This window comes from Paenibacillus sp. GbtcB18, assembly GCF_019091125.1.
In the GTDB taxonomy this organism is placed as follows: domain Bacteria; phylum Bacillota; class Bacilli; order Paenibacillales; family NBRC-103111; genus Paenibacillus_F; species Paenibacillus_F chitinolyticus.
Genome location: NZ_JAGXJX010000003.1, coordinates 535,412 through 556,703 on the forward strand (window position 1 = coordinate 535,412; position 21,292 = coordinate 556,703).

At 53.4% G+C, this 21,292-nt stretch carries 23 protein-coding genes and 1 riboswitch; of the genes, 7 read left to right on the forward strand and 16 right to left on the reverse strand.

The features are described 5' to 3' along the window. Positions 1 to 9: 9 nt before the first annotated feature. The 7 genes from KVT34_RS12675 to KVT34_RS12705 all read right to left on the reverse strand — a co-directional run bounded on the left by KVT34_RS12675 (position 10) and on the right by KVT34_RS12705 (position 4,621). Positions 10 to 678 carry an amino acid ABC transporter permease gene (locus KVT34_RS12675; protein WP_217559026.1) on the reverse strand — a complete coding sequence of 223 codons (669 nt, stop codon included), beginning with the start codon at positions 676 to 678 and terminating at the stop codon, positions 10 to 12. Then, a complete protein-coding gene (locus tag KVT34_RS12680; RefSeq protein ID WP_217559027.1) occupies positions 659 to 1,324 on the reverse strand; it encodes an amino acid ABC transporter permease in 666 nt (221 codons plus the stop codon). Before KVT34_RS12680 ends, KVT34_RS12675 begins: the two co-directional genes overlap by 20 nt. 259 nt (positions 1,325 to 1,583) lie before the next feature. After that, positions 1,584 to 1,985: a GNAT family N-acetyltransferase gene (locus tag KVT34_RS12685; protein WP_217559028.1), complete on the reverse strand. Its 402-nt coding sequence runs from the start codon at positions 1,983 to 1,985 to the stop codon at positions 1,584 to 1,586. Between the two features lie 24 nt (positions 1,986 to 2,009). After that, positions 2,010 to 2,348, reverse strand: a complete 339-nt coding sequence (locus KVT34_RS12690) for a VOC family protein (protein ID WP_217559029.1) — start codon at positions 2,346 to 2,348, stop codon at positions 2,010 to 2,012. A gap of 52 nt (positions 2,349 to 2,400) precedes the next feature. Then, positions 2,401 to 3,021, reverse strand: coding sequence for an SRPBCC family protein (locus KVT34_RS12695; RefSeq protein ID WP_217559030.1), 621 nt, complete (start codon positions 3,019 to 3,021; stop codon positions 2,401 to 2,403). A 204-nt stretch (positions 3,022 to 3,225) separates the two neighbouring features. After that, the gene (locus KVT34_RS12700) at positions 3,226 to 3,843 is read right to left on the reverse strand and encodes a cupin domain-containing protein (RefSeq protein WP_217559031.1); all 618 of its coding nucleotides are present in this window, start codon (positions 3,841 to 3,843) and stop codon (positions 3,226 to 3,228) included. Positions 3,844 to 4,006: 163 nt separating this feature from the next. Further along, the gene (locus KVT34_RS12705) at positions 4,007 to 4,621 is read right to left on the reverse strand and encodes a TVP38/TMEM64 family protein (protein WP_217559032.1); all 615 of its coding nucleotides are present in this window, start codon (positions 4,619 to 4,621) and stop codon (positions 4,007 to 4,009) included. Positions 4,622 to 4,861: 240 nt separating this feature from the next. Here KVT34_RS12705 and KVT34_RS12710 point away from each other — a divergent pair, with 240 nt between their 5' ends. Then, the gene (locus KVT34_RS12710; protein ID WP_217559033.1) at positions 4,862 to 5,023 is read left to right on the forward strand and encodes a hypothetical protein; all 162 of its coding nucleotides are present in this window, start codon (positions 4,862 to 4,864) and stop codon (positions 5,021 to 5,023) included. Between the two features lie 33 nt (positions 5,024 to 5,056). Continuing rightward, positions 5,057 to 5,248, forward strand: a complete 192-nt coding sequence (locus KVT34_RS12715; protein ID WP_217559316.1) for a hypothetical protein — start codon at positions 5,057 to 5,059, stop codon at positions 5,246 to 5,248. A 177-nt stretch (positions 5,249 to 5,425) separates the two neighbouring features. Here KVT34_RS12715 and KVT34_RS12720 read toward each other — a convergent pair whose 3' ends face one another. Beyond that, positions 5,426 to 8,632: a bifunctional cytochrome P450/NADPH--P450 reductase gene (locus KVT34_RS12720; RefSeq protein WP_217559034.1), complete on the reverse strand. Its 3,207-nt coding sequence runs from the start codon at positions 8,630 to 8,632 to the stop codon at positions 5,426 to 5,428. Between the two features lie 330 nt (positions 8,633 to 8,962). Between KVT34_RS12720 and dhaS the strand changes: the two genes are divergently transcribed. Next, positions 8,963 to 9,553 carry a dihydroxyacetone kinase transcriptional activator DhaS gene (gene dhaS, locus KVT34_RS12725; RefSeq protein ID WP_217559035.1) on the forward strand — a complete coding sequence of 197 codons (591 nt, stop codon included), beginning with the start codon at positions 8,963 to 8,965 and terminating at the stop codon, positions 9,551 to 9,553. Between the two features lie 105 nt (positions 9,554 to 9,658). Here dhaS and KVT34_RS12730 read toward each other — a convergent pair whose 3' ends face one another. The 5 genes from KVT34_RS12730 to KVT34_RS12750 all read right to left on the reverse strand — a co-directional run bounded on the left by KVT34_RS12730 (position 9,659) and on the right by KVT34_RS12750 (position 14,282). Further along, positions 9,659 to 10,888 carry an MFS transporter gene (locus tag KVT34_RS12730; protein ID WP_217559036.1) on the reverse strand — a complete coding sequence of 410 codons (1,230 nt, stop codon included), beginning with the start codon at positions 10,886 to 10,888 and terminating at the stop codon, positions 9,659 to 9,661. A 185-nt stretch (positions 10,889 to 11,073) separates the two neighbouring features. Then, positions 11,074 to 11,430 (reverse strand): DUF3139 domain-containing protein, encoded by a 357-nt coding sequence (locus tag KVT34_RS12735; RefSeq protein ID WP_217559038.1) that lies wholly within the window; start codon positions 11,428 to 11,430, stop codon positions 11,074 to 11,076. Then, positions 11,418 to 12,053, reverse strand: a complete 636-nt coding sequence (locus tag KVT34_RS12740) for an HD domain-containing protein (protein ID WP_217559039.1) — start codon at positions 12,051 to 12,053, stop codon at positions 11,418 to 11,420. Before KVT34_RS12740 ends, KVT34_RS12735 begins: the two co-directional genes overlap by 13 nt. Before the next feature lie 321 nt (positions 12,054 to 12,374). Continuing rightward, positions 12,375 to 13,607 (reverse strand): aminopeptidase, encoded by a 1,233-nt coding sequence (locus tag KVT34_RS12745; protein ID WP_217559040.1) that lies wholly within the window; start codon positions 13,605 to 13,607, stop codon positions 12,375 to 12,377. 123 nt (positions 13,608 to 13,730) lie between these two features. Then, on the reverse strand, positions 13,731 to 14,282 hold the full coding sequence (locus KVT34_RS12750; protein ID WP_217559041.1) for a CGNR zinc finger domain-containing protein: 552 nt from the start codon (positions 14,280 to 14,282) through the stop codon (positions 13,731 to 13,733). Between the two features lie 198 nt (positions 14,283 to 14,480). On the opposite strand from KVT34_RS12750, the gene KVT34_RS12755 reads away from it, so the two are divergent. Further along, positions 14,481 to 14,975, forward strand: coding sequence for a DinB family protein (locus KVT34_RS12755; protein WP_217559042.1), 495 nt, complete (start codon positions 14,481 to 14,483; stop codon positions 14,973 to 14,975). Between the two features lie 140 nt (positions 14,976 to 15,115). On the opposite strand, the gene KVT34_RS12760 is transcribed toward KVT34_RS12755, so the two are convergent. From KVT34_RS12760 to KVT34_RS12770, 3 genes are all read right to left on the reverse strand, one after another. Next, on the reverse strand, positions 15,116 to 15,736 hold the full coding sequence (locus KVT34_RS12760; RefSeq protein WP_217559043.1) for a cyclodeaminase/cyclohydrolase family protein: 621 nt from the start codon (positions 15,734 to 15,736) through the stop codon (positions 15,116 to 15,118). Beyond that, positions 15,733 to 16,590 carry a bifunctional 5,10-methylenetetrahydrofolate dehydrogenase/5,10-methenyltetrahydrofolate cyclohydrolase gene (locus KVT34_RS12765; RefSeq protein WP_217559044.1) on the reverse strand — a complete coding sequence of 286 codons (858 nt, stop codon included), beginning with the start codon at positions 16,588 to 16,590 and terminating at the stop codon, positions 15,733 to 15,735. The genes KVT34_RS12760 and KVT34_RS12765 overlap by 4 nt, the downstream gene beginning before the upstream one ends. 85 nt (positions 16,591 to 16,675) lie before the next feature. After that, a riboswitch (ZMP/ZTP riboswitch) is annotated at positions 16,676 to 16,755 on the reverse strand. Positions 16,756 to 16,841: 86 nt separating this feature from the next. After that, positions 16,842 to 18,038, reverse strand: coding sequence for an MFS transporter (locus KVT34_RS12770; RefSeq protein ID WP_217559046.1), 1,197 nt, complete (start codon positions 18,036 to 18,038; stop codon positions 16,842 to 16,844). Between the two features lie 473 nt (positions 18,039 to 18,511). Here KVT34_RS12770 and KVT34_RS12775 point away from each other — a divergent pair, with 473 nt between their 5' ends. From KVT34_RS12775 to KVT34_RS32600, 3 genes are all read left to right on the forward strand, one after another. Beyond that, the gene (locus KVT34_RS12775) at positions 18,512 to 19,570 is read left to right on the forward strand and encodes a lytic polysaccharide monooxygenase (RefSeq protein ID WP_217559047.1); all 1,059 of its coding nucleotides are present in this window, start codon (positions 18,512 to 18,514) and stop codon (positions 19,568 to 19,570) included. Between the two features lie 184 nt (positions 19,571 to 19,754). Next, the gene (locus tag KVT34_RS12780; protein ID WP_164977143.1) at positions 19,755 to 19,892 is read left to right on the forward strand and encodes a hypothetical protein; all 138 of its coding nucleotides are present in this window, start codon (positions 19,755 to 19,757) and stop codon (positions 19,890 to 19,892) included. Positions 19,893 to 20,171: 279 nt separating this feature from the next. Then, positions 20,172 to 21,251, forward strand: coding sequence for a CobW family GTP-binding protein (locus KVT34_RS32600; protein WP_217559048.1), 1,080 nt, complete (start codon positions 20,172 to 20,174; stop codon positions 21,249 to 21,251). Positions 21,252 to 21,292: the final 41 nt, after the last annotated feature.

Here is a 21,292-nt window from a genome sequence, read left to right on the forward strand (position 1 = left end):
TACAGCAGGCTAGTCGGCCCATCTTTTTTCCAGTCTTCGCGAGAACACGGACAGCGGGTAGCATAAGGCAAAATACATTAGTGCCATCAAGCCGTAAATAACGACGGAGGCGTAAGAAAGCGTGTAATGGCGTTCAATGATCTGCTGGCCCGATTTGATCAGTTCCGGTACACCCACCAGCACCGTCAGAGAACTTGTCATGACAATCCGCGTAAAAATGTTGATCGCCGGCGGCACCATACGCCTGACCGCCTGGGGGACAAGCACGTAAACCAGCAGCTGCCGCCCGCTCAGTCCCAATGATTTTGCGGCCTCCGTCTGCCCTTTGGGGAGAGATTGCAGGGCTCCCCGGACGATTTCCCCGATTTCGGTCATCCCCCACAGCGACAGGACAAGCAGAGCCGAAGCGAATGCGGGAAGATGGATGTCGAACAGAATCGGCAGCCCGAAGAAAAAGAAAAACAGCCAGACCAGGATCGGAACGCTGCGGAACAGCTCCAAAACCGCTCTGGACAGCAGACGCGGGAGAAACAGGCGCGAAGTTCTCAGCAGCCCGAAACCGATTCCTCCGGCCACGCTGAACACAATGGTCAGAAACGAAATCCGCAGCGTCGCCCACAGCCCTTCGCCAAGCTGAGGCAGGCTCCTGACGAGAAGCTCATAAGCCGAAAGCGCCATGCCGGTACCTCCTTTCCAGGTAACCGAGCACAAAGGACAGCGGCAAAAAAATAACGAGATAACAGAGCGTCATCATCAGAAGCATCTCGTAGGTTTTGTAATAGAGCGAAATGTAACTGGTCGTCGTATAAAGCAGCTCCGGTACCGCAATCGCCGACACGACCGTCGTTTCTTTCAGCAGGAAAATAAAGTTCGCGAATAACGACGGGATGGAAATCCGCAGCGCCTGCGGCAGGATGACATACCGGAACAGCTGCCATTTCGAAAGCCCGATGGCAAGCCCCGATTCCGACTGCGACTTCTCTACGGCCTCCATGCCCGAACGGAATACCTCCATAAAATAGCCGCCGCCCAGGAAGGTCATTGCAATAAAAACCGTCGTCATCGCGGACAGTTTAATCCCCAGCTGCGGCAAGGCGAAATACAGAAAAAACAATTGGATAAGCAGCGGGGTGTTTCTCGCTAATTCAATATGCAGCCGGACGGCCCAGGTCAAGGGACGGATGCGGAAAAACAAAATAAACGAATGAATAACAGCCACGAAAAGGGAAAAAAAGATGGCGATGCCCCCGATTCTGAGTGTCTCCCCTCCGGCTCGCACAAAATCGGGCAGATGTTTCCACATAAAGTCCGTATCGAGATGCACAATTCCCCTCCTAGCTCTAAACCTTCTATTCTTACCCGATTACAAGGTTTAAAGGCAGCCTTATACCGGATCTGAATTTATTCCCACCTCCCGTGAACAAAAAAACAGCCCGCGGCTATCACCTGATGGGTCCGCCTGAGGCTGTCTGGATAGGAAAAAGTCATGCTGTTCAACCCCGCACGGAGCAAGACGATGCCTTATTTCCATATCTTATAACATATTTTTCCAAGTTGTCAACTTGGTTTTAATGCTCTTCTCTTTAAACCAATTCGGAAATATAGAGCGGAACGGCTCCCTTCTCCGTCCGAAACCCAAGCGAACGGTAGAAGGACTCCGCTTTCGCGTAAGAAATCAGCACTTTGGTTTTGTATTCCCTATACTTGCCGAGAATCTCGGTCATCAGCTCTTTGCCGATCCCCTGATTCTGGTAATCCGGCCTCACCAGCAGGTAATGAAAATACGCCGTCATGACCCCGTCGGAAAGGGCGTTGACCAGCCCGACCAGCTTATCGCCGTGCCAGGCCGTCACGACCGAATGGGAATTCAGAATCGCCTGATGCAGCTCTTCAGGGTGTTTGCCCGATTCCCAATCTACGGACAGGAACAACTCCCGGAGCTCGTCTATATTGACTTCGTTGGAATGACTATAGCGGATGTCCAATTCGATGAATCCTCCTTGACGGTTTCAGCTCAGCACCTCGACGACAAAGCCGCCCGGGGCTTTTACATAAAATGTCCAGCCGTGCATTCTTTGAGGCGGTTCCACATCGAATCCGTCCTCTTTCAGACGCCGGTTGATCTCGTTTACCTTCTCTTCGCTTTCCTGGATAAACCCGATGTGAAACGTTTTCGGATAGTTGACTTCCGCGCCTTTCATCAGGGTCAGCACCGCTCCGTTGTCATCGGACAATACCGCGAACGCGCTTCCACGCGTACTCCGCGTTGTCAAACCGAAATACGTTTCCAGAAAAGCCTGAGTCGCCGGGACTTCCGTAACCGTCAAATTAAGATGGTTCAGCTTCATCTTCCGCACCGCCTTTGAACAGATTTGAAATGCGTGATCCGTTCTCTATAGTTTACACCCTTTTGTATTCCTCCGCATCCATTTCCTGGATACGATTCAGCACGGACTCCCACTCCCGTCTCATCAGTTCCCGCATGTACACATCGTCCAGCATTTCCTGATGAATGGAAATCGTGGTTCCTCCCGACTTTGCCGCCGTCAAAGTAATTTGAAGACGCGAGGGGTTCGGCCATTCTTTACGCTTCCAGGTCATTCGGAGCTTTCGAAACGGATCGACCACGGTAAGTTTCCCCGTAATGCCTTCGGCAGAAGCAAATTCCGCTCCTTTCTCCAAAGGAAACAAGGATACGCTTCCGATCCACAACGCCAATCCTTCTCTCGAAGTCAGATAGTTCCAGGCTTGCGGAGCGGATATCGCAACCGTTTTTCTTACCCCGATCTGAACGCCGGCGTCCTTTGTCACACCGACGGGAGTCCTGCCCAAATAGGGAGCGTACATAGCTGCCAGCCATTCTCCCCACTCGCCTGAAACGCCGTAACAGCCGCAAATGTGATCCCTGATTTCCTCGTGCGACCAAAGCTCGTTCACGGATTGCCGGAGCTTGACGACCCATTCTTCCCAGGTAGTCCCCGTTTCTATCCGAACGTTTTCTTTAAAAAGTACTCCGGGCATACCCGTTCCTCCTGACAGTTAGTTAGTTATCGGTGATCGGCAAAGAAGCCGCCGCAAGTTTACCCGGAGGATAATCCGGAAGATCCCGAAAAAGCAGGACGTCGACCTGCTGCCGCTCCATCTTCGCCGCGAACTTTTCCCGGTAGGCTTGGCGCAGCTCCCCGGCTTGCCTGAGTTCCTCCCGGGTTTTGCGCCCGCGGAAGCCTAGGTTTTCTTTTTTTCGTTAAGGTAGGGCTGGCCCGGGTTGGCCGGTTTTCCCGGTTCGCTCTGCACGGAAAACGGCGGTCCGATACGGACCGATTCCGTAATCGGCGCGAAAGCTTTGCCGACAAGAGCCGCGTTGACATTGTAAGCGTTCTGCAGCACTTCCGGCGGAGTCAGCCGCAGGATATCGGAGCCGTGGACCGTCTCGGGCTGACCGTGATTGAAGAACGCATGAAGATGCACCTTCTCGGAAACCGCCGTAATCCAGTGCCACCAGCCTGCGGGAACAAAAACGACCTGCCCTTCCTTAGCGCGGTAATTCACCAGCTGGGGGCTGTCGGGGCACATCACTGAAATTTCCGCTTCCCCCGCTACAATGACATGGAGCTCCCATGCGTTCGTATGCCAGTGGGGTTCCCGGATATGTCCCCTGCCGAGCCACAGATCCGTAAAAGCTCCACCCGTCATAGGCGGAAGCTGGGTTGAGGTGACTTCGTACGCCACGTTGTCCTCATTGCGCTTAAACAGCACGTTATCGCGTACGTTAAAGGCGAGATTGGGCATGCCGGAACTTTTGTGATAATCCGCCGGGCCGGCCCTATAACCGTATCCGCTCACTAGCCTAGCTCCTCTCCGCAATCCGCATTCATATCCTGCATTCCTTCATATATATGCCTTCAGCCGGAACATTATCCGAAAGCGGAAGAAGTACAAGCGCAAAGCAGCCAAGTGGCGTAGGACAAGGTGCCCGCTCACAACGGGCGTACATCAGAGCCGAGCGCTATTCGAGCTCCATCGTTTGTCCGGACGAAAACCGCCTCTCTATCTTTTTGCTGACGATCAGCGATACGACGACAAAAAGGAGAACGTAGAGCAGCTGGTACGGATTCTCGATATATTTGGCCACATCGTAGCCGATATACGAAACGGTGAACACCATGATCCCTTTGCCGATCAGAACGGCCATCAGAAAAGAACGAAGGCGCATGCCGGCCAGTCCCGCCGCTATATTAATGACCACGAACGGACCCACGGGAAACAGGCTCAGCAGAAAAACGTAGCTGTATGCGTTCCGCCGGATCCACTTCGTCGTTCTTGCGATTTTCGGCTTGCGGGCCAGCCTTTCGAGATAAGGATGACCGGCGATCTTACGGACGATCAGGAAGGTGACGAGACAGCCGCTCACGATTCCGATCCATGAGTAAAGAAAACCGGCCCAGAGCCCGTAAACCGCCGCGTTCACCCCAACGATGAGCAAAGTCGGCAGGGGCGGGACAAACGATTTCATAAAAGTAAGCAAAATACCCGGAAACGGACCGAGCGACCGGTATTGTTCCAGCAGATGTTTTAAATTGTCTTCATTTGTTACATAGGACACGATGTCTGAAATAGCCATGAATTCCGCTTTTTCCTTTCGGGGTCATTTGGGAGGTCATTTCCGCTAGCCTAAGCTTACCTTAAAACCCTCCTCTTTCCCACCCTTACTTGCGGGAAAACATGGCAGCTTTTGCATGCCTGTCGGCTCTTTTCCTACCTTTTTCCAAAATGAACTCTTCTCCTCTGTCATCTGCCGCTTCGGCTAGCTCCCTCTCTTAATATACTACGGATAACTTAACGGATAAGGAGGTCTCATCCAGTGGTTCATACGAAGACCAAATCCTATACCCATAAAGTGGGAAAAAACAAATTTATTGTCATCAAAATCTTCCAGACCGCAGTCGCCAAAACACGCAACGGAAATGCACTGGCAAGCAACGCGGCAAATGTGAAAGTGTTTAAGAAAGACAAAAAACGTTAACGGGGCAACCCGCTTGGAAAGGAGGTGAAAAACATGTCTAGACACTGGAAGAAACACAAACACGAGAAGAAACACGTGAAAGTGAAAGTCACGAAAGTAAAAAAATCTCGTACTACTGTCATCGTTAAGCAAGCAGCGCAAGCTCGTACGGGGCAAGGCGGCAACGCAATCGCCATCAATGCTTCGGACGTGGGAGTAGTAAGAACCAAAGTTGGACGTCGATAAGGAAAATCAGGTCAAAGAGAGGACGGCACTGCTGCGTCCTCTCTTTTGCTCATGCCTTCATGCAAAAAAACGGCAGTCAAAAAAGCCTCCGCAAGCGATTTACCCGCTTACGAAGGCTTTCTTTCTGTAATTGTTTATCTCGGGTGATCCCGTTCAATTCAGTTCCAACGATAACCGCTAAATTCCCGCCCAGACGTCTTTGGCGTAGCGCCCGTCCGTCTGCAAGCCGTCCAGCCACTTCCGGGCTTCGTCCGGGCTTACTTGACGGATATTCGCGTAAGCCTGCCGAAGCTGCTCTTCGACGTCCGGCGCCATCCGGCTTCCGTCTCCGCATACATACAGCCGCCCGCCTTGTTCAAGCAGGGCGATCAGCTCCGCCGCATTCTCTTTCATCAGGTGCTGCACGTATGTCTTCGGCGTTCCTTCCTCCCGCGAATACGCGGTGTGCAGCTTGACGATACCTTCCCGCTCATAGCCTTCCAGCTCCTCGCGGTAAATGTAGTCGCTCTCGCACCGGCAGCCGAAGTACAGGTGCGCTTCCCCCAGCTCCGTTCCTTCCCGCCGCATCGCGCTTCGCGCTTGCAGGAAACCGCGGAACGGCGCCACGCCCGTGCCCGGGCCGACCATGATGACCGACGTTTTCGGATCGTCCGGCAGCCCGAAGCCCGATTCCGGCGTCCGGACGAACATGACGATCGCATCGCCCTCCCGGCGCTCCGCCAGGTAGTTCGACGCCACGCCCCGGTACTCGCCGCGACCGCTCCACGCCGGTCCCTTCACGACTCCGACCGTGATGCTCGCCGCTTCCGGCTGCAGCTGCGGGGCGCTGGAGATCGAATAGTACCGCGGCTTCAGCGGCGGCAGCAGCTCCAGGAAGCGCTCGAACCCCAGCTCGCACGCCTCGTACTTCTCCAGCAGGTCGAGCATGGACACGCGCTTCTTCCATACCTGCTCGCGGTACGCGTCCTCCTCCAGCAAGGCTTCCAGCTCTCGCTTGTGAGGCGGACACGCCGTGCAGCCCGCCAGCTCCCGCAGCTGAGCCCGGGTCGCCGCCTCCTGCAGGTCCACGCTGTGGCCCAGCAGATCGTCCAGGCTCACCGGGCGGTCCAGCGGCAGATGGGCGGCGCTCCGTCCGCTTCCGCTCAGGATGAGGTGATCGCTGCCCTGCAGCCCGAACCGGCGAAGTACGCGCGCCACGCTTTCGCGCGAATTGCGCGGCAGGACGCCCAGGTGATCGCCGACCCGGTAAGTCACGCCTTCGGGCAGCTTCACTTCGATCCGGCGGGTGCTGCGCCCGCTTCCTTCGCGCTGAAGCTCCGTGTTCCCGGCGATGAGCGCGTGTACGGCGTCGTAGGATTCCGCCAGCGGCGTGCCGGCGAAGCCGCTCACGAACTGCAGGCTGAGCGAGCTTTTCTCCTTCTCCGAAATCTCGGCGAGCTCCAGCCCCAGCGCCTTCATGACGTCCGGCCACAGCGCTTCGCGCCAGTCTTCCAGCTGCTTCTCGAAATCGCCGCTCGCGTCGCCTTCTCCTCGTCCGGCAAGGCGCTGGCCTCCCTTGGAAGCGAGCAGCTCGTCAGCCCGGCGCGGAACGTCCTGGTACGTGCTCGCCCAGTTATGATCGCCGCATCCGAACACGGCGAACCGTACGCCGGCGATTTCGCCCGGCTCCGCGCTTTCCAGCCAATCCATGAAGTCTTTGGCGTTGCTCGGCGGCTTGCCGTTGTAGGAGGCGGACACGATGAACACGGCGCCCTCTTTCGGCAGCTTGCCCGCGTAATCGTTCATGGATGCGATCTCCGGGCGGAAGCCCTGGTATTTCGCCGCATCGGCAAGCTCGCGGGCAATTCCCTCGGCCGTGCCTAGGTTCGAGCCGTACAGCACAAGCAGCGGGGTGTTATGGGCATTGACGCTGAGCGGCGCGGCTTGTTCTTTGACCTGCTTGTCCGCCGCCGCGGGTACCGCGGCACCCGGAATGGTGACAACAGCTCCCTGATGGCGCGGTTCCACTTTCATCGTGAAGCCTTCGGGCTTCATCGTCAGCGTTTCTTTCACCTTCAAGACGTAATCCGTATGCTGCCTAATGTTAAAATGCTTCAAAACCATCCCGAGCACAAGCGTAGCCTCCTGCATGGCAAACTGCTGTCCGATGCAGGCGCGCTGGCCGTTGCCGAACGGCTTGTACGCATCGTAAGGAATTTTACCGGGATCTTCGAACCGCTCGGGAATGAACGATTCCACGTCATCCCCCCATACGGATTTGTCCCGGTGAAGCTTCGGAATGAGCACCGTCAGACTGTCCCCTTTTTGCAGCGGATATTTATCGGCCAGCAGGGTGTCTTGTTTTGCGTACAGCACAAAAGCGGGAGCCGTCGGCCACAGCCGCAGCGCTTCGTTTAGGATCATCCGGATATAGTTAAGCTCGCGGACTTGTGCGTAAGTCGGCACGGGATCGGTCAGTACGCGGTCCACTTCTTCGTACGCCTTCCGGAGCTTGTCGGGATTTTTAAGTAGAAAATATAGGGCAAACGAGAGAAGTCCGCTCGTGGTCTCATGGCCCGCGATCAGGAACGTAATGATCTGATAGCGAATATTCTCGTCGTCCAGAGACTCGCCCGTTTCCGGGTCTTTGCCGTTCAGCATGTGGGACAGCAGGTCGTCGATTCCTTCCGTGCCCCGGGCCCTGCGTTCCGCAATCAGCTTGTCCACCAAGGCGAACATGGCCTGGATGTCATGATTGAATTGTCTCTTCGTAATGACCATCAGCTTATCCTGGAGTCCGAGACGCTGGGTCTGATTCATCGCTTCGTGAAGCGCTCTTACCATGCTTGTAATAAAAGGATGCGGCTGCTCCCGGTAAAAGCTGTTAAACCGGTAGTTGAACCCGCACAATCCGATCGTATCCAGTGTCAAACGCGTCATATCCTCCGGCACATCAATGATTTCGTCCGCGTTTAGCCGGGACCACTTCTGGATGAGCTGGACCGCAATGTCCACCATCATGTCGTGGTACCCCTTCATGGCGCGCTGACTGAACGTCGGCAGCAAAATATGATGAGCCTTCTGCCAGTTCGGTTCGTCCGTATGGGCGGTAAACAGCCCGTCTCCCCCAAACGCGCGCACATTCGAAAGAGCGGCTCCGATTTTCTTATCGAAACGGGATTCGTCGCACGCGTCCGCGACCAGCTCGTGGCTGGAGATCAGCAGCTGCGTTCTGCCCGGCATCTCCAGCTTGAAGATGGGACCCAGCTCATCCGCTAGTTTCATCATGGATTGCAGCGGGCTTTCTTTATCAATTAACGGAAGATTGCCGAGCGGCCCGTATGTTTTGGGCTGCGGAATTAAAGGTTCTGATTTAGCCAAGACACTCTCGCCCTCCTTGTTCATGCCATACTGGTACTTACACATCTTCTTTACTATTTGAAAAGAAAGGAACGGCTATCCATTTTTTGCTCGCTCTCTGGCGGTTGCCAGCTAAAATTACCACTTACATGGATGCCTTATGTAATCATTTCCAGTGTAACGTGAAAAACGGCTCCCGCAAAATAGACAATTCCAGTGAATTGTCCAAAACTAAACACTTTGCCGGGATTGTCTATTTATTTGCAACCGATTTTTCCGTTAACGAACCGTACTTCACCGTTCCTCTATTTTTAAAAAGATCACAATTCCTTTATACTGGAAAGTGGAGTGTGAGAACCATATCGAGGTGACATCATGACCGATTCGCAAACGACCAAAAAAGCGCTGGCCGCATCGCTTAAAAAGCAGATGGAAACGAAACCTTTGGCGAAAATCAGTGTCCAGGATATTTCCTCCGGCAGCGGACTGAACAGACAGACCTTTTATTATCATTTTAAAGACAAATACGACCTGGTTCACTGGATTTATTATTCGGAAGCCGTGGAAAGCATCGCCGATTACCGCGATTACGGGCATTGGAGCGACATGGCCGTACAAATCCTGCACTATTTGATGAAAAATCGCTTGTTTTATGTCAACGCGCTCAAGACTCCGGGGCAAAACGCATTTGACGGCTATTTGTTCGAGGCTACCAAGGATATGATTAAACGTGTAGTGGACGATGCTTCCGGAGGCCTTGACGTATCGGATGCGGACAAAAGTTTTATCGCGGAATTTTACACCTTCGCGTTCGTAGGCATCGTCGTCAAATGGGTCAAGACGGGCATGAAGGAGCTGCCCGAAACGATGATGAAACGGATCAGCGATCTGGTAGACGGTACGCTGACCCGCGCGCTCAGCCGTCACGCCGGATTGCAGCCGCAGTCGGTTGAAGCCGCGCCTTAACGCCCCAAAAAGAACGCCACCCCTTCTCGCTGAGGGGTGGCGTTTTTTGGGATGGTTAACCGGCATCATACGACGCTGCTGCGGGAAGACCTTGAATGCCCTAAGCTAGTCGACCGTGTCCGCCGCCGCTGCGGCACCTTGACTCTCACGGGGAGACTCCGGATGCCGCAGCATCAACGGAAGCAGCAGCAGCGCGCCGAGGAAGAAGAGGATTCCGCTTCCGGCATAGACCGCTTGAAGCGAGAATGCAGCCTTCATAACCCCCGCTGCCGACATGCCGATTACCATGAAGCCCATGAACATGGGCGTAAGCACGCCTCCGACACGGCCGATAAAAGCGGCTTCCGTATTTTTCATCATCATCGTGTTGATTCCGATCATAATGCAAGGATAAAACAGTCCCGTCAGCACTTGGAAGCCGATCGTAAGCGGCACGCTCGTGGATAAGCCGATTCCTATCGTTCCGACGGTACTGGCGATAAGCCCGGCCGCAAGCAGCGATTGCGGCTGCATTTTTTTCGAAAGAGCCATAACGAAACCGCCGCCTACCAGCATAGCTATTCCGTTCGCTGCCAGAAGCCACTGCAGAAACAGTTTATCCTGCCCGAGGTTTTCAATGGCGATAAACAGCGCCAAAGGCTGGATAATCCCTACCGCCAAGCCCGAAACGGCGAATGTTCCCCCAAGCGTCTTCAGCGCGCGGCTGTTCCAGACGTAACGGAGTCCGTCCTTCAATTCCTGCGTAAAGTTGCGTTCGGCTTTGGACGGATTCTCCAGATCGGCAGGAAGCGAGGTAAGAACGGCTGCGGAAGCGATGAAACAAACCCCCATGACCGCTATCGAGATTTCCAGACCGTAATGTTGGTAAACGTATGTTCCGAGAATCGGGCCGAATACCATAAAGATGGCCATCAACGTCTGGAACATCGCCATCACACCTTGAAGCTGTTCTTCCGGCACATGCTGTTTGAACAGCTTTAACGCGGACGGCTGGGAGAATTGCGACAAGATCGCCGACACCAGCGTCGCGAAAAACAGCGCCTGCCACGAACCGTACATCACGACGAGCAGGACGGCGAATACGGACAACGCCGAGAGAAGATCGCAAACGATCATCGTCCGCTTCGGTTTCCACCGGTCCGCGAACGTTCCGCCGATAATCGCGAAAAGAAAAATCGGAGTAAATTCAGCGACTGAGATTAACGACACAAACTTGGGATTGTTGTTCGTTATATCCGTCACATACAGCAGAATGGCAAAGTTTCTTACCCAGACGCCAAGCTGCAGCAGAACGTTGGATAAAATAATCGTTCTGACAAAAGCATTTTTAAACACGACTACGTGCCCCTTCCTGTGATTTTCCACCGAGATTTTGTTCACACTCAAAGGAAATCTTTTAACAAACAATATCTCGATTTGTTTATTAATCACTCAAACATAATATAATAACGTTTGGTTATTGGCAACATTTATTTGTTTCGTCTACAAAAAATCAGATCCGTTATTCCGGGTTTCAACCCCTACCCTTCCTTTCGCTTTTCCCTGTGTTTCAGCTTTTCAGGCGTTATCCCCCTTTCTACTCCTTTCGGAGTAATCCGCTGATCGAATTGCAGGACATCGTTATGCGAAAAATAAACATAATTCACTTCCGGCTCATCCTTAAAAACAACGACTGTATAGAAGGAAGGAAGTTTCATCCCCCAAACCCCTTTGACCGATGCCAGTTCCTCTTCTTTATAGCTTCTTTCTTGAATCAGATAGCTTTTTACCCGTTCCGCATACACGATTTTATTTCCCTGAACATAGGCAAACGGAGCCAGTACAACGATCAGAACGACTGACAGCGCGATAATCTTACCCCGGCTTATGTTCCGCACGTTTGCGACTCACTTTCAATGTGCCGCGACAAATCCGCGTACGCTTCTTTGAGCCATGGATGAACGACTCTGAGCGTGTCTTTCCGGCTCCATAAGTAACGGATATAGGCAAGAGCCGCATGGTCTATCGAAATCGCAAGGCCTCTATTCAGTTCTTCAAGGTACGGGGGCGTGCCCGTTTGATCCCAGGCTGCTTTGTCGGCCGTAAAAAGCAGCTTATCCATCTGCGATGCCTGCTTTTTGAGGGTGGTGTGGCATTCAACCGCACTTAAGATCCCGGGGTCCGCCACTCCGAATAGATCCCGTGCCATCGCTTTCGACAACTTCTGGTGAATGATCATTGGAAAGCTTTCTTCCTCCGGAAGCACCTCGATCCCAAGCTGAACCGACACGGAAATACGCGCATCGTTGGGAAATACGGCGCTGATGTCATGTAAATAGCCCGACCGCGCCGCTGTTTCCGGGTCCGCCCCGAAGCGGACGGCCAGTTCACGGGTCTGCTCGCCCACCTTCATGCAGTGCTCCGCGGTTTTGCGGTGTCCGTTTGCGGTGAGAAAAGCATACACATCTTTTTTTAAATCGCCTGACAGTTCCGGTCGTACCAGATGTTCGTAAACGTTCATTTTCATCACTTCCCTTGTGTTTTATAAGGGCCACTCTGTAAGTATAAAAGGATATTCCAAGGAATTCCAAATAAACCTTTCCTAAAAATAAAAAAGTCCGCCGCACGCTTCCGTAAGAAACGCACAACGGGATGTATTCCGCAGCCGGAATTGGAGAGGCGGTCGCAGTTTTTTTTAGTAGAGCGCCGCATTGCGCATAAGGAAAAGAACTCGGAAGCACGCAAAGAAAAAGCCAGCCGGCAATCCCGGCTGACCTTCTGTATCCTTATCGCGCACGTTACTCTGCCTATACAGGCAGAAGATGCATCATTTTACGGGGAATTAAGCCCAATTCCCTTTGCGGAAAATCGGTTCGATCGTCCCGTCGGCCAGTTCGCCGTCAATGTCCATTTCCGCCGAGCCGATCATAAAGTCCACGTGGGTCATACTGTCGTTGAGGCCCGCTTTCGTCAGCTCCTCCACCGACATTTTCGTTCCCTCCGGGATGCTGAAGCCGAAGGCTTTCCCCAGAGCAAGGTGATTCGACGCGTTCTCATCGAACAGCGTGTTAAAGAAAATGATGTTGCTCGCGGAAATAGGCGATTCATGAGGCACAAGCGCAACTTCGCCCAGATGGCGGGCTCCTTCGTCCAGTTCGAGAAGTCCTTTTAACGCTTCATAGCCTTTCTCCGCCTGAAAGTCCACGACACGGCCGTTTTCAAACGTAAGCGTGAAATTCTCGATCAGATTCCCCTGATAGCTCAGCGGCTTCGTGCTGCGTACAACTCCGTTCGTGCCGTCTTTAAGCGGCGAAACGAACACTTCCTCCGTCGGAACGTTCGGATTGTACGCGTCCCCCTTCTCGTTCACCGTCGAGCCGCCGGACCAGATGTGCCGCTCCGGCAGCGTTACGCTCAGCTCCGTGCCCGGCGCCCGGTAGTGAAGCTTCCGGTACTGTTTGGCATTCAGCTCCTCCACTTTAGTACGGAGTGTCGCATTGTGCCGCTCCCAGACCTGAACGGGATTGTCCTGATCCACGCGGGTAGCTTTGAAAATCTCCTCCCATAAGGCGGCGACAGCTTTATCTTCCGGCAGATCCGGAAACACTTTACTGGCCCACCCTGTGGACGGAGCGGCGAGAATCGACCACGTCATCTTGTGGGAGGTCATGTATTCTCTCCATTTGGCAAGCGCTTTGCCCGCAGCCTTGGAATAAGCCGAGATACGTTCAGGCTTCACTCCTTGAAGCAGTTCCGGGTTGCCCGATTCGATGAGCAGATAGGCGCCGCCGTTTTCGGCCAGCTCTTCCACCGCCTGCGCTCTCCATGCCGGATAGGTATCGAACGAATCGTCGGGAGCAAGCGTGTATCTCAGCTTCGTAATCACATCGTCCATCCATTCGACGTGCACTGATTTCGCTCCCGCCTCGTACGCCTTTTGCGCGATAAAACGGGCCAAAGGGGCCTGCTGAATGGACGCATTCACCCATAAGGACTGACCGGGCTGTATGTTCAAACCGACTTTCACCGCTAACTCGGCGTATTTCTCCAGGTTTTTTTCGAATTGATTCGCCATATTCATTCTCCTTTGTTGGTAAATTCAATGCTCGGACTGCTCGTTATGTAGGTTCCTCTTAACTTGTTCGACTTTCGAAGCCGTATTCCTTGTGGCACGGCCGCAAAATGCCCAGGCGCAGGATCAATCGTTTTCTTTCCGGCGTTTCCGGAAGCGCCTGACTTTCATCAGGTTGCCGCACATCTTATCGTCGCACCACCGGGCCGTCCGGCTTCTGCTCTCGTCGAAGAAAATCCAGCGGCAGTCTTCGTTGGCGCAAATTTTGAGCCGCCGCACGTCTTCTTCCGCCAGCAGCCGCGCGAATGCGACGGCCACCCGGCCCATGACCGCGGCCCAGCCCCTATCGTCCGTCCTGCGCTCCAGCCGCCAGCCGCCTTCTTCCCTCACCAGAACCGGACGGGAAGGTACTTCGGCCATCGCTTCGTTCAGCCGGGCGATATCTCCATGAACAGGCTCCCTGCCGGAGATTGCGCATTCCGTGATCGCGCGCATGGCCTGCCGGAGCTCCCCGAGGGCGGCGCGTTCGCGGGGCTCTGGCGGAACCTGGGCATGCAGCTCCCACTTCTCGAGAAAAGCTTCCAGCCAGCCCGGCCGGTCCAGCCTGTCCTCGCTCCGCCCCGTTCCCCTCCAGTCGTACCACTGGCTGTTCATAAACTCTAAAGCCAAATTTTCCAAAGCAACCTCCGGATAAAGATTGAGTCTTTTTCCAATTCATGCTAAAATCCAAGTTGTAACCACCATATATGATTTAGATAGTTACAACGAATCTGTGCGAATTGTCCGCACATCGGGCAGGCTTATCGAACAACCTATCCACACATCATGACATCGTCTTTTTAATCTTACACCATTCTTAATTTAGGAGGAAATCGAATGAACGGATTGGATCTTCTTAAACGCGGCTGGGAACACGCTTACGGAACGGAAGACTGGTACGCCCCTCTGAAGGACGCCGTCAGCGGGATAAGCGCGGAGCAAGCTTCCTGGCGTCCGCCGGGTGAAGCGGGCAATACCATCTGGGAGACAGTCAACCATCTGGTCTACTACAAGCAGCGGCTGCTGGAGCATCTGCAGGGCGAAGAACCCGACAACTGGGCTCAAAACAACGACGTCACGTTCAAAACGCCCGATACGCACGGTTCCGAAGAAGCTTGGCAGCGGACGCTCGGGGAGCTCGACGCCGTTCATACCCGCATCGGAAGCCTTCTGAGCACCAAATCCGATTCGGACATGGACGCGGTATACCGCGATTCTCCGATCGGTTTCCGCATCAGCAGCATCATCCAGCACGATGCTTTTCATACCGGCGAGATCGTGCTGATCCGTAAGCTCCAAGGTTCCTGGCCGGCGACTCGCCACTACGAATAAAAGATCGGACCGTTTAACCGGCAAAAAAACCGTCTGAACCTCTTCTTTACAGAAGAAACTCAGACGGTTTTTTGTATCATGGCCGGAACAGTACATCTTGCTGTCCTTAATCGTTAAGCACTGCCGTCCCGCGAGGTTTCTCAAATCCGCTCTCTTACTTGTGCCAAAGCATCCCGCTTTATTTCTTCCGATTCTCTCAGCAGAAGCGTTCCTTTGTCCCTATACACGTTCCGGGTGTCATCGGACATGGTATTCAAGTTAATTTCCACCGTGATCCAGGCGGATTGTAGGGCGGCTTCCAGCATCAGAACGGCAATTCCCAAATCGGAGACCACATTCTTGTTGACTGCCGGGGCCAGGTCCGCCAACCGCCGCATGACCGCGAGGCACGCTTCCATCAGTTCAAGCGGCACAGCCGCCGCATAAGCGGAGGCTTCCCGGATGGCGAGACTCCGGGCTTCTTTCTCCGCGGGAGTGGAAGCCGGCAGCTTCAGCGCCTTCATGAACCCGTCGAATGAAGCCATATCTTTTTCCTGCAAGGATTCGAACTCCACGATGGCCTGCCGAAAAAGATCCTCATTCTGGAGCATCGCGGCCTCTTTATCATGGAACTTGGCCCCCGTTGTCAATCTGGCCGTCATCGAGCCCATGGATGCTCCGAGGGCTGCCGCCAGAGCCGCAATACTTCCTCCTCCGGGAACCGGCGACTCCGAAGAAGCCTCGAACAGAAATTCGCGAATGGACTGATCGTACACCCTCATTTAAGCCCTCCCTCCCCGATCTGCATTCCGACCGCTTTTAACAGATTTTCAAATAAGATCAGCGTCGTTAACGTCCCTACGCCTCCCGGCACCGGCGTCATCGCCTTTACCCGCTGCAGAGCATCCGGACTCACATCCCCCGTTATTCCCGTGTCCGTCTCGTTGATGCCCGCATCGACAATAACCAGATCCGGATGCACCATGTCCGCGGTAATCATCCCCGCCCTTCCGGCCGCTGTAATGAGGATGTCCGCGCCGGCAATATGACGCGCGAGATTCTCCGTGTGCGAATGGCATACCGTAAGGGTCGCATGCTCCCGCAGCAGCATAGGCATCAACGGCCTGCCGACGGTTTCGCCCCGTCCGACGAGCACCGCATGCCGTCCTTTCAGCTCGAATCCGAACTCCTTTAAGATGCGGATACAAGACTGGGGCGTTGCCGGGTACAGCCCTCTTGTGCCGAGGAAACAGGCAAGTTTGCTGCCGGGCGTAATCCCGTCCACATCTTTGTCGGGACGGATAAGCCCCGAAGCTTCGGACAGATCCAAATGCCTGGGCAGCGGAAGCTCCAGCATGATTCCGTGCACTCTTTTGTCTTCGTTCAGCTCCTCAAGATGTCCGAGCAATTCCGACTGCGTAATGCCCGTTTCGAATTCCGTCAGACGATATCGGATGCCAAGCTTATGAGCCGTCTTTTCCTTGGCTCTGGCGTAGTATCCGGAAGCCGGGTCCCCTTTTATGAGTACAACCGCCAGGGAAGGCTCTATCCCCCGCTTTTTCCACGCGTCCGTTTCTATTCGGATCGAGTCTCTTAACCGACCGGCAATATCTCCCGTTTTCATTATCATTCCCATGTGTTCCGCCTCCCGATTTATTGATTTCCCGCAAAAAGAAAACAAAAAAAGTATCCGCAGACCGCGGTTTCCCGTTATCTGCAAATACTTTCGCCCAGGCGTACGGCTATATTTCCCGTGTGCTCCCCCGTGGTTCCCCACGTTCCGCCAGTTACACACTCTTCCAGTGGCCTCAGTTTAGCACACCGGGCGTTCTGCGGTAAAGTGCGGGAGAAGCATTTTTTTCAAGGCCGTTTGCTGCACCGCCTCATTTACAAAGTTTGTACGTTTCCCGGCTTTCTGCTGCCGCGTTCTTTCACCATCGTTCTCGTGATAAGCAGCATGGAGACGACAATGAGCGCCGCGGGGATGTAAAAGATAGACGGCGTGATGCCATCAATAAGCAGCGGCAGGAAATAGCCGACCAGGGAAGCCATTTGGGAAATCACGACATACAGGCTGGCTCCGAACCCGGTTTTGTGCAAAAACATCCGCTGAACGTAGCCCATTGCCACCCCAAGCAGCACGGCCACGTAAAACGAATACAGCGGCTGCATAGCAAAAAAGAACGGCAAATAATCGACATTGGCGTACACCAGATAGACGATAAGGGCGAACAGGCCTGCGAATAAAATGACCGGCTTGAATCCGTATTTCAGCGCCCAATAGCCCGCCACTGTCATAAACAACAGTTCGAACACCGCCTGTGCGCTCCATATGTAAGACATCAGCTCCGGATTGCCGAACTTCTCGTTCACGACAAGGGGAAGATACAGTCCCCGGATCGCATCGGCGCACGACAGCATAAGGAGCGCGGCCAGCATAGCCAGCGAGAAGGGCTCGCCGCTCTTCTTAACGACCGCTTTGGAAGGTGCTTCCACCGTTTCCCGGTAAAACAGGAGAAGGACGAAGAGCGCCGTGTATCCCCCAAGATTGCCCCAGAGTACTCCGTAAAAGGTGAACCATAAGTAAATGTTCGCTCCCAGCAGCAATCCGGTAAAAAAACCGACGCTGAAAGACGCGCGCAGCCAGAGCTGCGAAATCTCCACGATGTCCGGCGCCAGCTTCGAGAAATGGTTCCGCGCCATGGCGAACATCTGTCCCATAATCATTCCGGACGGGGACGATGCGATTGACATGCCCACCAGCGCGGACACGTACCCGCCCGCTCTCATATAGATCAGCAGCCCGGCCGCACACACCACAGCAGCCGCCATGGGGATGATTTTCTTCCGCGGAATCTTATCGCTCAGAATGCCCACGCTGATCGTGAAAATCATATTGAGCACAAGCGAAATGGCAAAAATCGACGCGATCTCGCCTTTCCCCAGGCCGATCCCTTCTTTTAAGTAAATGGCGTTCATGGGCGCCAAAATCCCGACGCCGATTCCGTACAAAATCATCGCCAGGACCAAAACCCATGCTTTTTTGACGGAAATAAACAATTTGATGTCTGCCGCAACACTCATAACCGGCTCACTCCCTTCCTCTTCCGCATTCGTATACTTCTAATTCGTTTCTTTCGACAATTTCCCTTTTAATTCTAATTTATTTTCCAATTTATGATTTTCGCAAAAAAATATCCAAATTTCCAGGATATTATGGAGGAGATGTTTTACTATTTACACCATTTTATGTCTATAAATAGTTCTAAAGACCTACTTCCATTGCTTCTACCTTATACTATAATATGGATATGAGGAGGTGAATTGATTCATTTAGACATAAATTGACAGGAGGTAGATGCTTAAATTTTTGACAGGCAGGAATTAAAGCCATTTGCTGCTCTCGGTAGATAGCCATTCACTGCTTACGATGCCGAATCCTGACCTATCCACCAGAATCACTCTGGTTTGTGTCATTATGATTTTTTACGATTCGCAGCAGTATAGTTCTAAATTCCCTGTATTCCAAATTCAATTAAATCGGAGGTATTAAACTAATGTCCCAATCCATTTCATGGAACCGCTCTCTTTTTAAAGTTTCTCCTTTTCTCGTAGCATTTGCTGCGCTCGTAATCGGTGCCATCTGCTCGCTCGTTTTCGCTGAAAGCGCTTCCGCTCACGGTTACATCACAGGTCCGGCAAGCCGCGCAGCCCTCTGTAATCAAGGCATTAACAAAAACTGCGGAGCTATCGTGTACGAGCCGCAAAGCCTTGAAGCACCTGGCAGCTATCCTACAGGAGGCCCTGCTGACGGTCAAATCGCCGGCGCCGGCGCCGCTTTCCCTGAACTGAACGCTCAAACTGCAGACCGCTGGTCCAAAGTGAACATCAACAGCGGAAGCAACACGTTCACTTGGAAGCTGACTGCCGCTCACGCAACGAGAGAATGGAAATACTACATCACGAAAACAGGCTGGAATCCTAACGCACCTCTGAAACGTTCGGATTTCGAACTGTTCTGCTCCTTCAACGACGGCGGTAAAAAACCGGACCCTTCCACTTCCCACACTTGTAACGTTCCTGCCCGCAGCGGTTACAACGTAATCCTGGCTGTTTGGGAAATCGCCGATACGCCTAACGCTTTCTACAACGTAATCGACGTTAACGTAAACGGTGGCGGAACGGGTACACCAGACACTCAAGCTCCTACTGTTCCTGCAGGCGTGACTGCTTCCGGCGTAACAGCTAACTCCGTAACTCTGAACTGGAGCGCTTCTTCCGACAATGTCGGCGTTACGGGTTACGATGTATACCAAGGTTCCACTCTTGTAGGAACTTCCACGACAACCAGCTTCACGGTAACGGGCCTGACGGCTGACACTAGCTACACGTTCACGGTTAAAGCGAAAGACGCAGCAGGCAACACTTCCGCTGCAAGCTCCGCTGTAACGGCTAAAACAACTGCCGGCGGTGGCGGCACAACTGCACCTGCTTGGAGCGCAACCTCCGTTTACACAGCAGGCAACCGCGTTACTTACAACGGTGTCGTATACGAAGCCAAATGGTGGACTCAAGGCGAAACTCCTGGGAAAGCCGACGTTTGGAAAACCGTTTAATTCACTTAACAAGCAGGACCATCCGAAGCTCGTCTTCGGATGGTCTTTTTTATTTGGACAAGAGGAATCCGCCTGGCAGCACCACTCTCTTTTTAGTGTATTACGCGAAAACATGTTTAGCATCGGGCTGAACGGGTAATTTTCTGTAGAGCAAGCAACCTTACATTTGAGGAGGTAAACGAAAATGGGTAAAAAAATGATGTTTACTGCAATTGGTCTAGGAGCTGCTTACTTACTCCGCAATAAAGACGCCCGTCAGAAATTGAAGGATCAATTCCAGAGCTTTACGGGTTCTGCCAAAACGCAACAGACCCTGCAATAATCCATAGGAAATTAAAAACTCCTCCGAACCCTTGTAATGGGGTTGGAGGAGTTTTTTTGCTGCTTTAAATAACCAGGGAATTCATTCCTGGATTAAACAACATAAGGAGGCCCGTTTACAATCCTCAACTTCCGCCTTGATTGAGCTGTTCGGTTTGCCGGAGAGTCCGAGTTCCTGTAAAATAAATTTAAACGTAACGATTACGGTTTTATTAGCATGGCCGTTTCCTGACAAGCATATAGTGAGAACATATCTTTACTCAAGAAAGGAACTTAAACCGTGACAATACCTGTATTCGTCCTTAGCGGTTTTTTGGGCAGCGGTAAAACGACCCTTCTGCTCCGTATGCTCGAAGAATCGAAGAAGCTTGGTCTGCGCCCCGGGATACTGATGAACGAACTGGGCAAAGCGGATGTCGACGGCTTAATTTTGAAAGGGCACAGCTCCGCTTCGATTGAAAAACTGCTGGACGGCTGTGTCTGCTGCAGCAAGAAAAGCGAGCTGACCGGCAGCTTGCAGGCTCTGCTTGTCCGCAAACCGGATATTTTGTTCATTGAGCTGACCGGTGTGGCCAACCCGGAAGAAATTGCCGATGTGCTCACGGAACCCGGTCTGCTGGGCCGTGTTGCCCTTAAACAGGTCATCACCGTGCTCGATGCCGAAAACTTCATGGATTACAACAGTCTGTTTGCATCGGACAAACTGCTCGTACGGACACTTAGAAGGCAGGTGGAAGTCGCCGATCTGCTTCTGGTCAATAAAACGGATTATGTACACCGCATCCGGCTGCACCAGATCGAGAAGGCCATACGCAAGCTGAACGGGCACGCCATGCTCGTGTATACGACCCACTGCCGCGTCGAGCTTAAGCCGATCCTGGAGGGAGTCCAGCCCGTACAGAAGGGCCCCCTGACGGTCCGGCCGATCCGGATGACGAAGATCACGACTCATCCGAAGGAGCCCAGCATAAACGGTACCGGACGCGGCATGCCCCCCGCAGATTCGCCGGCACCGGCGGAAACCGCGCCTTCCCACTCCCGCGTCCGCACCGTCACTCTCCCGTGGAATCAGCTTGCCGGGCTGACCAAAGCGGATGTGGACGCCTTCCTCCAGCGGTGGAGGGACGGTCTGATCCGCGCCAAAGGTTATGTGACGTTCGCGGAATCCAGTCACATGCATTTGTTTCAGTACGCAGGAAAGCGGAGTTACTGGGAGCCTTCCTTTTACCAGGGAGAGCCGTATCTCGTGTTTATCGGAATCGACCTGGATACAGACCGGCTGAGCGAGGAATGGCAGCGTCTTCAGGATACACCGCAGCCGCAGTCCCTTGAACCGGAATCCGGCCGCCGCCGGAAGTAGCTCAGGCACGAAATGGATCGGAGAAGCCTTCCATACGGCAT

What these genes read in the sequence shown, in the direction of transcription:
- KVT34_RS12675 (WP_217559026.1), bottom strand. Translation starts at nt 678, where the DNA reads ATGGCGCTTTCGGCTTATGAGCTTCTCGTCAGGAGCCTGCCTCAGCTT.
- KVT34_RS12690 (WP_217559029.1), bottom strand. Translation starts at nt 2,348, where the DNA reads ATGAAGCTGAACCATCTTAATTTGACGGTTACGGAAGTCCCGGCGACT.
- KVT34_RS12695 (WP_217559030.1), bottom strand. Translation starts at nt 3,021, where the DNA reads ATGCCCGGAGTACTTTTTAAAGAAAACGTTCGGATAGAAACGGGGACT.
- KVT34_RS12705 (WP_217559032.1), bottom strand. Translation starts at nt 4,621, where the DNA reads ATGGCTATTTCAGACATCGTGTCCTATGTAACAAATGAAGACAATTTA.
- KVT34_RS12715 (WP_217559316.1), top strand. Translation starts at nt 5,057, where the DNA reads ATGTCTAGACACTGGAAGAAACACAAACACGAGAAGAAACACGTGAAA.
- KVT34_RS12720 (WP_217559034.1), bottom strand. Translation starts at nt 8,632, where the DNA reads ATGAACAAGGAGGGCGAGAGTGTCTTGGCTAAATCAGAACCTTTAATT.
- dhaS (WP_217559035.1), top strand. Translation starts at nt 8,963, where the DNA reads ATGACCGATTCGCAAACGACCAAAAAAGCGCTGGCCGCATCGCTTAAA.
- KVT34_RS12740 (WP_217559039.1), bottom strand. Translation starts at nt 12,053, where the DNA reads ATGAACGTTTACGAACATCTGGTACGACCGGAACTGTCAGGCGATTTA.
- KVT34_RS12745 (WP_217559040.1), bottom strand. Translation starts at nt 13,607, where the DNA reads ATGGCGAATCAATTCGAAAAAAACCTGGAGAAATACGCCGAGTTAGCG.
- KVT34_RS12755 (WP_217559042.1), top strand. Translation starts at nt 14,481, where the DNA reads ATGAACGGATTGGATCTTCTTAAACGCGGCTGGGAACACGCTTACGGA.
- KVT34_RS12760 (WP_217559043.1), bottom strand. Translation starts at nt 15,736, where the DNA reads ATGAGGGTGTACGATCAGTCCATTCGCGAATTTCTGTTCGAGGCTTCT.
- KVT34_RS12765 (WP_217559044.1), bottom strand. Translation starts at nt 16,590, where the DNA reads ATGGGAATGATAATGAAAACGGGAGATATTGCCGGTCGGTTAAGAGAC.
- KVT34_RS12770 (WP_217559046.1), bottom strand. Translation starts at nt 18,038, where the DNA reads ATGAGTGTTGCGGCAGACATCAAATTGTTTATTTCCGTCAAAAAAGCA.
- KVT34_RS12775 (WP_217559047.1), top strand. Translation starts at nt 18,512, where the DNA reads ATGTCCCAATCCATTTCATGGAACCGCTCTCTTTTTAAAGTTTCTCCT.
- KVT34_RS12780 (WP_164977143.1), top strand. Translation starts at nt 19,755, where the DNA reads ATGGGTAAAAAAATGATGTTTACTGCAATTGGTCTAGGAGCTGCTTAC.